This window comes from Chitinophaga sp. 180180018-3, from assembly GCF_037893185.1.
Taxonomy (GTDB): Bacteria; Bacteroidota; Bacteroidia; order Chitinophagales; family Chitinophagaceae; genus Chitinophaga.
Genome location: NZ_CP140772.1, coordinates 2643641 through 2656831 on the forward strand (window position 1 = coordinate 2643641; position 13191 = coordinate 2656831).

Annotated in this window: 3 protein-coding genes; all 3 read left to right on the top strand. The window is 42.5% G+C overall.

All coding sequences use genetic code 11. The features are described from left to right. The first annotated feature begins 19 nt into the window (after positions 1-19). Genes UNH61_RS10545 through UNH61_RS10555 form a run of 3 tightly spaced genes read left to right on the top strand, consistent with a single transcriptional unit; the run spans position 20 to position 13141 of the window. On the top strand, positions 20-6244 hold the full coding sequence (locus UNH61_RS10545) for a non-ribosomal peptide synthetase (protein ID WP_326992067.1): 6225 nt from the start codon (positions 20-22) through the stop codon (positions 6242-6244). Between the two features lie 17 nt (positions 6245-6261). Then, the gene (locus UNH61_RS10550; RefSeq protein ID WP_326992068.1) at positions 6262-11511 is read left to right on the top strand and encodes a non-ribosomal peptide synthetase; all 5250 of its coding nucleotides are present in this window, start codon (positions 6262-6264) and stop codon (positions 11509-11511) included. A gap of 22 nt (positions 11512-11533) precedes the next feature. After that, on the top strand, positions 11534-13141 hold the full coding sequence (locus UNH61_RS10555; protein ID WP_326992069.1) for an MBL fold metallo-hydrolase: 1608 nt from the start codon (positions 11534-11536) through the stop codon (positions 13139-13141). Positions 13142-13191: the final 50 nt, after the last annotated feature.

Genomic DNA, 13191 nt, shown 5'->3' on the forward strand with positions numbered 1-13191 from the left:
TCAGCAGTGCTTTAATTATATGAAACCAATCCAGGAATTATTGCAAAACGCTTTTGATAAATATGCCGGCAATACCGCTGTCAGGTATAGGGGGCAGCATATAACTTATGCTGAAATGGAGAAACTGGCTGGTAAATACGCGCATTTTATTGACCAACAATCTATAGCAGCCGGCAGTTTTATTGGAGTACATATAAAAGATAAGTTGGGTTTTATAGCCGCCATCATAGGGGTTTTAAGCCGGGGATGCATTTTTGTGCCTATTGACCCGCTATTACCATTTGGCCGGATATCAGTATTGGCCGGATTGATAGACTTTACAGCTATTTTTACCGGAGAGAAAGAATTGTTTGCTGATATCTGTGATTCTAAAAAGGTGTTCAATGAAATTGATGTTGCTACAGGAGAATATTTTACGGGGAGCATCTTTTCCGGTAACTATCAGCCACAGGATCCCATTTATACTTTTTTTACTTCTGGTACCAGCGGTTTACCTAAGGCAGTACTGGGCAGAAATGAGAGCCTTTCTCATTTTCTTACATGGGAAGCAGGTACTTTTGATGTAGACGAAACGTCCTGCGTGAGCCAGTTTTCGGCCGCCGGATTTGATGCCGTGCTGCGGGATATTTTTCTTCCGCTTGTTTTTGGTGCTACGCTATGTATACCCCAGGAAAACAATATCATCTTTGACCAGGAGATGTTGATAAACTGGCTGGAAGATAACAACATCACACATATACATTGTGTACCTGGCATATTCCGTTTACTGAAAGACTGCCCACTAACTGCATTGAGTTTGCCCCGCCTTCGTTACATTATTATGGCAGGCGAAGAACTCAGACCAAACGAGCTGAAGTCGTGGTTCGATATATTCAGGGATCGCATAGGATTAGTGAATCTGTATGGCGCCACAGAAGTCACAATGGCAAAAACCTATTATCTTATTTCGCCTGAAGATGTAAATATGGTGAGAATTCCTGTTGGGAAAGCAATAAGTAATACACAGGTATTCGTAATGGATAAGGAACTGCAGATTTGTGATGAACAGCTTACAGGCGATATTTATATTAGAACTCCCTATCGCACTTTAGGCTATTATAACGATGAAGAACTGAATAAATCAAAATTTATTCCTAATCCTTATAATGATGACCCGGACGATATGCTATATTATTCTGGTGATTTGGGCTATATGCTGCCGGATGGAAATCTCGTTTTTCTGGGTAGAAAGGATGACCAGGTAAAGATCCGGGGTAATCGGGTAGCATGTGGAGAAGTAGAGAATTATCTGCTTAGAAACCCTGATATCAGTAATTGCGTGGTGATTGTAAGAGATCACGTAGACGAAAAGGAATTATGTTGTTACTATATATCCAATTGCCTGACGCCACAGGAAGTAAGGAACTATGCCAGAGAAGGGTTAGCAGATTATATGGTTCCGGCCTTTTTTGTCAGGCTGTTACAGTTTCCGTTGACTGTTAATGGCAAAATAGACAAAGCGGCATTACCAGAGCCCACTTTTACAGCGGTGGAGTATATTCCGGCACGCAGCCCGATTGAAGCAACGCTTGTAGATTTATGGAGCCGAATATTACATCTGCCGGCCGAATTAATAAGTGTGAACACCACTTTTTTTGATACCGGTGGAAACTCCATCAGACTGATGTCGTTGATGTCAGAGATCCACAAAGTCTTTAATGTCAGGATTTCTCTGCAGGAGATTTTTAATCAATCTACTATAGAAGAAATAGCGGTGCTTATACAGTCTGGCCGAAGTCAGCATTTTACAGCTATTGCACCCGCACCAGAGAAGGCATATTATAGGATATCCTTTGCGCAGCACCGCATTTATTTTGCCTGCCAATTGGATACATTGAATACCGCCTACAACATGCCAGGGCGTATTGAGCTGGATCCTTCACTCGATCGGGAGACAATTGAAAATGCCATTCAACAATTGTTTGACAGGCATGAAAGTTTTCGTACTTCATTTCATTTGGTAGATGAAACATGCATGCAGCAGATAGAGACTGGTATAAAGTTTACGTTGGAAGAAGCTGCCAGTGAACAAAGGATGGACTTTGTGCAGCCATTTAATCTTGCCCAGGCTCCCTTGTTCCGGGCTTGTCTTGTGAGAAATGGATATAGTTTACATCTGTTGTATGATTTACACCACATTATATGTGATGGTACCTCTGAACAAATATTAGAGAAGGAGTTGTTGGGTCTACTTAATGGCAAAGTGTTATCACCGGTTAACCTGCAATACAGGGATTTTGCGGAATGGGAGCAAAGTGAGGCTGTACGTGGTGAAATAGAAAAACAGGGACAATACTGGAAAAATGCATTGAACGGAAACCTGCCTTTGTTGCAGCTCCCCGTAAACTATACCCGTGGTAATGCCAGTCAGGAGGAGGGCATTGTGTTGTTTTCTCTGGATGATACTGAACAGTTGATAATCAATCGGCTGCGCTTCAGTTATGGTCTTACGCCAGCCATGGTGCTACACAGCGTATTTCATCTTGTGCTGGCTAAGATCTGTGGGCAGGAAGATGTTATTACCGGCATGTTGTCGGAAGGAAGAATGCATGTGGACGCCTATGCGGTTATTGGTATGTTTGTTAATTTTCTTCCGGTTCTCAGCAGCCCGTCACAGAGCAAACGGGTAGGTGATTTTTTTATGGAGATGAAAACCAATATGCTTGCCGCACAAGCTAATAGCCTATACCCTTTTAATGAACTGGTTGCAGCATTGAATATAAAATGGAGTGATACCCGTAATCCGGTTTTTGACGTGGTTTTCAATTTTGTGAGCGGTTTTACAGAAACGGAACCCAATCAGGAAGATGTATTCTTGAACCAGGCATTAAAAAGAGGAGCTAAAGTGGATTTGCTCCTGACCTGTAAAGAAATAGGCAAAAGGATGTTTTTAGGGATGAGTTATAACCGTGGGTTATTCGAGCACGCCACAGTTGAGACGATCTGCCGGTTCTTCAGGCGGGTGCTTACATCGCTGGAAGATAAATGGGATCAGGCTATCAGCGATCTGGACATGTTTGACGCTGGTGAAAAAGTACGGATGGTATCGCAGTTGTCAGAACCATTAAGACAGCCGCTGAAATTCAATACTATACAGGAACTGTATACACATAGCTTCGAAAATTACAGTGATCATATCGCCATTGAATGGGGGGATCAGTCATGCAGCTACCGGGAGCTGAACGGACGGTCTGCAGCCGTTGCCCGCAGCCTGGCGGATATGCGCTTGCCTGATAAGAGCTTTGTTGGTATATACACCGACGACAGGATTGGATTTATTAGCGCCGTTATCGGAGTGCTGACGGCCGGGCATATTTTTGTTCCGATCGACAAAAAGCTACCACCAGAGAGAATAAAAGCACTGTTGCAGGAGGTGTCGCCAGCCGCCGTGATTGTAGATGATGAGACCCGGATTCCTGCGTTTATGGCAGACCTCTGCGTGATAAAGTGGTCGGATAATCCGATTTTTTCTCCACTGTTACCTCCTTCAATTGTCTACGCCCCGGATGATGCGGTGTATGTTTTCTTTACTTCCGGTTCCACGGGAAAACCAAAGGCCATTATAGGCAGGAATGAAAGCCTTTGTCATTTTGTTGAATGGGAAGCCTCCAGGTTGCAGCTGGATGCCTCATGTAGGGTAAGTCAGTTGACAGCCCCAGGCTTCGATGCTATACTTCGTGATATTTTTGTTCCTATACTAACAGGCGGCACTATTTGTATTCCGCCAGACAGGAATCTACTCTTTGATCCGGAGCTGCTGGCGTCGTGGATACAACAACAGCAGATAACGCTGTTACATTGTGTGCCGAGTATATTTCGGGTACTAAACGAGCAAACATTATTTCAAAAAGGATCTACAGCGCTGAAACACATCCTCCTGTCAGGAGAGGAAATAAAAGCCAATGAGTTGAGGCAATGGTATGAAAACTCAGCAGAGGAGGTTCAGCTGGTAAATTTATACGGTCCAACAGAAACAACAATGATTAAGACCTGCTATTTCATCCGCAGGATCGATGGCGGAAATAACAAGGTTGCGGTAGGGAATGCGATCGCCGGTAGCCAGGTATTTATACTGGATGAACGACAACAGCCGGTTCCGCATCTCGTGCCAGGGGATATATATATCCGGACACCCTATAGAACGCTGGGATATTTCCGTGAGGGGAGCCTGGATAAACATACTTTTCAGCCCAACCCATTTAATAGCGGTGATTCGGATGATTTGCTCTACAAAACTGGCGATATCGGCCGTTTACTGGCTAGTGGTGCCCTGGAATATATAGGAAGGAAAGATAATCAGGTGAAGATAAGAGGAAATCGGGTAGCGCCGGGCGAGATAGAAAATATGTTGATTGGATTCCCCGGCATCTCGCAGGCGGCCGTTTTGTCGGTAAAAGATGACAATGGAGAGATTGATTTGGTGGGGTATTATACAGCGAATAAGCAGTTGTCTGTTGCTGTGGTCAGAGACTACCTTGGCAGGACTTTACCGGAATATATGGTGCCCGTCGGCCTCCTGCAAATTACCAGCTGGCCCTTACTGCCAAATGGTAAGCTGGATCGAAATGCGCTGCCTGTGTGGGAAAGAAGCAGCGATGAGTATGTGCTGCCCCGGAATGAGGAAGAATTTAGGGTACAGAAAATATGGTCAGCGATATTATCCTCCGGTAAATCACCTGTTAGTATACATACGAAATTTTTTGACGCTGGTGGAAATTCATTGAAATTAATGAGCCTTATAGCTGGTATTCATCGCGAGTTTGATGTAAGGCTATCCCTGGGCGAAGTTTTTAAAACTCCTACTATTGCAGGTATCAGTACTGCTATCAGAAAAGCCCGTCCATCTTCTTTTCTGCAGCAGCTGCGGCCACGAGAAAAGCAAGCATATTATCCACTAACGCCGTCTCAGCAGCGATTATATTTTCTACAACATCTTCATCCCGATAGCAGGGCCTATACGATGTACCTGAAACTGGATGTAACGGGTTTATCTATAGACAGCATCCACATTGCATTGAATAAGCTGGTGGCAAGACACGAATGTCTGCGAACGTCCTTCCGGCTTTTTAATGAACAGCCCATTCAAATTGTGCACGACCAGCTGGAGCTGGAAGTGGTAGAAATGGAAGAACAGCAACTGGAAGAAGAATTTCTGCAACCTTTTGACCTGTCTGTTGCTCCATTGCTGAAAGCGGTAATTATTGCCGGTAAAGGGAAGAAAAACCTGTTTATAAAAATCCATCATATCATTAATGATGCTGTTACTGAACGGATTTTATCTGAAGAATTCAGTCTGCTGCTACTCGATCAGGCATTGCCACCATTAAGGATTCAATACCGCGATTATGAACGCTGGAAGAATAGCATGACTCATCGAAATCGCGTTGATTTGCAGGCGAAATTCTGGAAAAATGAGCTGGCAGGCAGATTGCCGGATATCATACTCCCTTACGATTATCCTCCCATTGGTAGCGACAAAGAACGACCGGGAACTGTTACTTATTTTAGCCTCCCTCCGACACTCAATGAACAGGTACTTGCATTGCTAAAAGAACATGACCTTACCCTGTTCATGTATTTGTTTACCGTTTATAATGTATTGCTTTATCGTTACAGTCGTAATGAGGAACTGTTGACCGCCTTTCCGGCAGCCGGTAGGAATAATCCTGATCTTGAAAATGTAGCAGGTTTCTTTGTGAACATGCTACTGGTAAGATCTTATCCCAAACCAACACAAAGTTTCTGTAACTATGTTTCTTTTATGAAGGAAAAGATAGGAACAATACTGGAAAACAGTGATTATGAATTTGACTGGCTGATGAAGGATTTACAGCATAGCGGCGTAGGCAGCCACGCCCTGGTGAAAACAGTATTTACAATGCAGCATGCACATCGGTTATACCGCTTCGAGGAAGTAGACGACAACTCCGCTTCGGAATACGCATTCATGAACAACATGGAAACCAAATTTGAGTTATCCCTCGATGCCATTGAGCATACCAATACTACCCGTTTCAGAATATCCTATGCACATAACTTGTTTCATGAGCATACTATTGAAAAGATAAAGGTCCATTTGATAGAAATTATACAGCAAACAACTGCCAATTTTTATCTTACACTTGAAGATATCAGCTTATCGGTGGATAAAAGGAAAGCGAAACTCAGTACAATGAATATGGGTAATGAAGAATTTGATCTCTAGCCATTTAATTTATTGCTATGCAGCCTGGTGAAGCATTAACATTTACGGACGATATTATATACGCTGATAAGCAGTATTGGGAAAAAAAACTGGATGGATTGTTGACCTACGCCGTACTGCCCTCAGATAGCGATTCGCTTCTTACACCCGAGTATGAAATTATCGTAGCTTCTACGGGGAGTGAGCTAACAGCCGCATTGTTGAAGGCCGCGGCATACAGTCAGGAGCAATTGTTCGTGTTATTGTTGTCTGGTGTTCAACTATTATTGAAGAAATATACAGATGAACCGGAATTATTAATAGGAACACCCATTTTCAGACAGGATGAACCAAAGGAACTTATTAACTATTTCCTTTTGCTGAGAAACGAAGTCAATGATGACCATACTTTCCGTGAACTGGCATCACAGACAAAGCGCCTTGTTATTGAAGCGGAACTGCATCAGAATTATCCGGGTTGGCAGCTGCTCGAAAGGAGAGGCTTACCACTGATAATGGATACAGTAGTACTATTTACAGGGCTTCAGGAAGAAACATACCTGGGAAATATTCCATATCACTTACTTTTTTGTTTTTCCCTGCAGAAGGGAATACTCGAGCTGAAGGTGTCTTATAACAAACATCGATTCTTGCAGGAATCAGTGGAAGGATTTATATCTGTATTTATGCAGTGTTTGCAGGCAGGTTTAGAACAACCTGCAGGGGCAATAGCTGGTTTGGTACCCCTTACAACAACGGAAAAATACAGACTTATTTATGATCTTAACAACTGCGGGCAGATTTTTCCGGTAAATAACCTTTGGGAAAGGTTACAGCAATATGTGACGAGTGACGACATTGCAGTAATGATTGACGATCAGAAGTGGAGCTACGCCGGGATATATAACCGGGCAAACAGGTTAGCACAATATCTGCAACATAAGCAGGTAGGTCCGGGTAACGTAGTGGCCATTATATTACCGCCGTCGTTGGATTTAGTTATTAGTATATTGGCGGTTTTTCAACTGGGGGCCTGCTTCCTGCCAATAGATCCGGTGATTCCCGGAAAACGAAAATCATTTATACTGTCAGATAGTGCTGCAAGTGTGATTTTGTCGGATATAAACCTGGTTAGAGATAAGGAAACAATAATTGCAGAAACAATCTTGCAGGTAGATGTAACAGTGATTGGTGAATTTGGGGAAGATGCTATGCTGAAGTACACAGAAGTTTCGCAGGATGCCCCAGCCTACATTATTTATACTTCTGGTTCTACAGGTTATCCCAAAGGAGTAGTAGTAAGCCGGCGTAATATCAATAACTATCTGTCGTGGGCGGCCGATCAATATGTATCCGGAGAACGGTTAACATTTCCATTATTTACCTCCATTTCTTTTGATCTTACTATCACCAGCATTTTTCTGCCACTCCTAACCGGTGGCAGGCTGCTTATATACGTACAGCGGGAACATGAAGTAATGCTTAGCAGGATAATAGAAGAAAATGAGATAGATATTATTAAATTAACTCCTTCTCATCTGAGAATAATCAAGGCACACGGCTATTGGCCAACCAGGTTAAAACGTGTAATAGTGGGTGGCGAATTCTTTGACAGGTGGCTGGCGGAAGAAATAGATCAGCTATCAGGTGGAGACATTGCAATATATAACGAGTATGGGCCTACGGAGGCAACTGTTGGCTGCACTGCTTATCGTTATGATCGGACTGTGGCTAAAGGAAGAAGTGTTCTGATAGGCCGGCCAGCGCCAAACTGCCGGCTGTATATTCTGGATAAACAACTGCAACCGGTGCCCGTAGGGGCTATGGGTGAAATCTATATCGGAGGAAGCCAGGTGGCAGCCGGATATATCTCTTCCGAAGAAAAAACGAAAGAGAAATTTATTGCTGATCCGTTTATAGACGGCGCCAGGATATACAGAACAGGAGACAGTGCAAGGATGTATGCTGATGGTAATATTGAGTACCTGGGTCGCTTGGATGAACAAGTAAAGATCAACGGATACCGCATTGAACCGGGAGAAATAGAAATGCAGCTAATGCAGTATCCGGGAATAGAACAGGCGAAGGTAGCCGTTGATAGAACACAATCCGGTACTGCCATTCTCCGTGCTTATTATATCGGAGATAGTACAATTGACGAAGGAGCCCTCAGCGATTTTCTGCTGACAGTTTTACCTGCCTACATGGTCCCGGTAAGTTTTACCCGGCTGGAAAGATTTCCCTTGACAATTAATGGAAAACTGGATCAACATGCGTTGCCATTGACCGATGATGAAGGAAGTAGAGCATTGGATGTAGCACCAGGCGAGAAAGAAAAGATTATAATAGGATTAATGTCAGAAATACTTGGTACTGGCACAATGGGAGTAAATGAGAACTTTTTCAGAAAAGGAGGTGACTCAATCAAAACCATACAGCTTTCGGCTAAGTTGTTGAAAGCGGGATTCAGGGTTAGTGTTAAAGATATATATTATCATCCTGTTCCTGCAGATCTGGCTTTGCTGTTGCAGCCAGTAGAAAAGCATGTCGGGCAGGGCAGGGTAGAAGGATATGCTGTGCTGAATGCAACGCAACATTGGTTCTTTGAAAATTTCACTATACAACACCATTATAATCAATCACTGCTGTTGCATATCCGGAATGGATGTGATGAATATACATTACAGACCGTATTTGCCGGTATACTGGAACATCATGATGCACTAAGAATGGTGGTGAAGTATAAATCAGGACAGCCTTTTTTGCATCAGCCCGCATTCGTGAAGAATATCGTACCAGGAGTAAGTGATCTGCGACAAATCGCTGATGCGGTTGAACAGATGGAAGAGCAGGCGATGGCACTACAGGCGGGTTTTAGTCTTACGGCAGGACCGCTGATAAAAATGCACCTCTTTAAAATGGATGACGGCGACCGCCTGCTGATCGTAATCCATCACTTGTTAGTGGATGGTATTTCGTGGCGTATATTGCTGGAGGACTTAGAGAGTGCTTACTTGCAAGCGATAAAAGGAGAAAGAATAATATTTCCACCCAAAACAAATGCTTTCCTTGTATGGAACAATGCATTATCGGATTATGCGGCAGGTAATGCAATGAAAAAAGAGCTGGAATACTGGCAGCGGCTGGATCTCAGTAAACTTATATCCATTGCACCGGATGTATTAGGGGATGCGATGCCTGTGAATAAGTATATAGCAACTTTTTCTCTCAATACTGTGCATACTCAGCAGTTGCTGACAACAGCCAATCGTGTCTATAGTACGGAGATTAACGATTTGCTATTATCCGCGCTTGCTATTTCTTTAGGAGAGCTGTTTGGCAGTGGCCAGTTTCCTGTCAATATGGAGGGCCATGGCCGGGAGAATATACCTGCAGACATTAATATCAGTCGTACCATAGGATGGTTTACCAGTATATATCCTGTCATATTGCGGAGTCATAACTCCTGTAATATCGGCAATGTAATACGGGAAATAAAGGAACAGTTGAGAAGTATCCCTTCGAAAGGGGTGGGATATGGGCTGTTGAAATATATGCAGGGAAAGGATAATCACCATCCTGTTTTTCAACTCCGCCCTCAGATAAGTTTTAATTACCTGGGAGGTTTTGACGATGTTGTACAAAATGAGCTGTTTGTTCCGGCTGCAGAGAGTAAGGGGGATAACAGCAGTGCTGAGAACCCAATGATTTATGACTTTGATGTCCAGGGAATGCATATTAAAGGGCAGCTTTCTTTTACCATTGTTGGTAATGGGAATCGCTTTAACCGGCAAACAGTTGAGAGTATGGCACTATCCTGCAAACAGGCACTTATAAATATTATTGACCATTGCATTGGAAAGACAACATCAGAAAGAACGCCTAGTGACTTTACATATAAGAAACTTACTGAAGAACAGCTTTCCTCATTGACTGAAAGATTTGTGTTCCGGGATATTTACCCGCTTACCCCCATGCAAAAGGCATTATTTTTTCATACACTGTCAAATCCTGATTCTTTTGCCTATAATACACAGTTTTCGTTTTCTATAAATGGAGATTTTCAACCTTCTGTATTTAAAAAATGCTTTTCATTAATATTGAAAAGATATGAGAATCTACGTGCGAATTTTGTCATGAGTGGGCTGTCTTCCCCACTACAGCTCATTGCAGAAGAAAAAGAGATGGTGTTTGAGGAAAAAGACATTTCCGGAATCGCAAATATAGCTGCGTTTATGGATGACTTTAAGAAAGACATGATTAGAAGTCCATATGATTTTGAGCAGGATTTGTTGATGCGTGTATTTGTTTTTAAAACCGGGATAGCGCAGTACGAAGTGATATGGTATTATCATCACCTATTGCTCGACGGCTGGTGCCTGAATATACTATTCCGCGAGATACTCGCTGCTTATTATCAGCTCGCCAATAACCAGCAGCCTGAGCTTCCTGAACCTCCTTCTTACCGGGATTATATACTATGGATGCAGGAGAAGGATTTCAGTGAGTCAGCAACATATTGGAAGAATTATATAAAAGGGTATACATCCGCGGAAACACTGCTAAAGAAAAGATTAGTTACGCCGGTTGCGGGTAATCCAAAGGATGTATCAGTTACCAGCCATTTCGATGAAACGGTAGTCAGAAAAATGACGGCTATCGCGCAAGAAGAACATTGTACGCTTTATACACTTATTCAGGCTGCCTGGAGTCTATTAATGTCGCGTATGAGCAACCAGAACGATATTATATTTGGGCAGGTGGTGTCCGGGAGACCAAATATATTGGACGTAGGTGATATGGTTGGGCTTTTTATTAATACAATCCCCAAAAGAGTAATCATAGATGAATCTCTCACACTTAGAGATTTAATCCACCAGTTACTGAATGATGATATAGCATCCATGGAACATCATACTTTTCCATTGGGAGATATTCGTTCGGGAAGGAGTGTATTGTTTGACCATGTTATTGTTTTTGAGAATCAGTACCAGCTAATGGAAATAGAAGAGGAAATGGCGGTTTTGGATTTTAAAATTACGCATACAGAAAGCTATGATCCAAATGAGTATGACCTTTCTGTGTTTATAGCATTAAAGAATAATGAATTGATTTTTGAAATCAGATATAACGGATCGGCTTATTTAACCAAAGATATAGAAGATCTGCAACATGATCTGCAACGTATCATTACTTTACTTACGACAGATATTAATTGCCGGATTGCCGGAATTTTTGTAGCCCTTGCAGCAAATAACCTGGTGCTGCCCGACATTTCTTTGAGCTGATATCTGCAAAATGATATTACATATGGATGTTTATCTAAAACCTAATACCGTCATGGAGCCCCTGTTTGATCAATGGTATGCCTGGCCACACCTGATCTCGCCAGCCACTGCTGCAATGAATGTAACCGGCAGGCACTTGAGGATTATGCAATCTTTTTTGAAAGCGCCTGAATTGCATGCTACAGCTGTCAGAACTCCTAAAATGAAGGGCGGCCCATTTATGGATGTGAAAATTGAACGAATGGAGGAAGTAAGGCAGTTAATGGAAGATACCTATCAGAAAAGAGAATACCAAATAGCTTTTTCAACGGCGATCAGGGAGTTGGATCAACTTTTGAAAAGCCATAAAAGTGGGTATAGCATGGAATATCTGTACGAATTAGTGCCGGAAATTCTGAAAGGATATGTAGAGTTGGTATATGATCTAAATAATCATCCGGCATACCGGCTTTTTGAGTCGTTATTGTATCGCAGCAGGCTATATGACCCGCTGGCGCAGAGTATAGCGCTATGGGTAACAAACAATGATGAACGCCCTTTTGTATTGAGTACCCCACGGCTAAAAAATGATACTGATACGCTGCACTTTCAGATTCCTTTCTCTCACGCGGTGATTGATGAACTTGGGAAAATGAAGCGACAGGCAGCAGATCCGGAAGGAATAAAGAAGATGTTGGGTGTTGCACCAGATGATGAAACACTTTTTGCTTCTTTCTTTACAACAGATCCACCACCTGTATATAAACATTACAAAGGAGATAAAATCAGAATACGATACTTCGGACATGCCTGTATACTGGCAGAAACAAAAGATGTAAGCCTGCTTATAGATCCACTAATCAGTTATTATGGCTATGATGTAGAACGAACGAGGTTTTCAGATGCAGATCTGCCAGATGTAATTGATTATGTACTGATCACCCATAATCATCAGGATCATATTTTATTTGAGACTTTGCTGCCAATCCGCCATAGAATAAGGAACCTGGTTGTACCTGCCACTACCGCAGGGTCGTTGCAGGATCCCAATCTGAAGTTGATGTTTAATCAGTTGGGATTTAGGAATGTACTGGAAATTCATGAATTAGAATCAATTCAGTTTGAAGATATTACAATAACCGGGATACCATTTATAGGTGAGCATGGCGACCTTAATATTCATGCAAAGATGTGTCATCATGTGAGGGCGGGGGAATTTTCAATGTTATTTGTTGCAGATGCCTGTAACATTGAACCCCGATTATATCAACATATCAGAGAAGTTATTGGGAAGGTAGATGTTGTTTTCCTGGGGATGGAGTGTGATGGAGCGCCGCTAACCTGGTTATATGGGCCACTGCTGACAACATCTATGAACATGATCAATGATCAGTCAAGGCGTCTTGCCGGTTCCAATTTTGAAAGGGGAAAGGCATTGATAGAAGCTTTCGATCCGAAGGAAGTATATGTTTACGCCATGGGTATGGAGCCCTGGCTTGAATTTATCAGCAGTATCAGATATACCGCCACATCAACGCCTATTATTGAATCTGATAAACTGGTTGCACATTGCCGCAGACAGGGAAAAGTAGCAGAAAGATTGTTCGGTGAAAAGGAACTTTTTTATGAAAAATTCAATGTAACACAATAAGCATTACCACGTTTTTGTATCAAGTGTTATATACACTATTAACTGTTACA

Coding starts and splice junctions, on each gene's coding strand:
- UNH61_RS10550 (WP_326992068.1), top strand. CDS start 6,262: ATGCAGCCTGGTGAAGCATTAACATTTACGGACGATATTATATACGCT.
- UNH61_RS10545 (WP_326992067.1), top strand. CDS start 20: ATGAAACCAATCCAGGAATTATTGCAAAACGCTTTTGATAAATATGCC.
- UNH61_RS10555 (WP_326992069.1), top strand. CDS start 11,534: ATGGATGTTTATCTAAAACCTAATACCGTCATGGAGCCCCTGTTTGAT.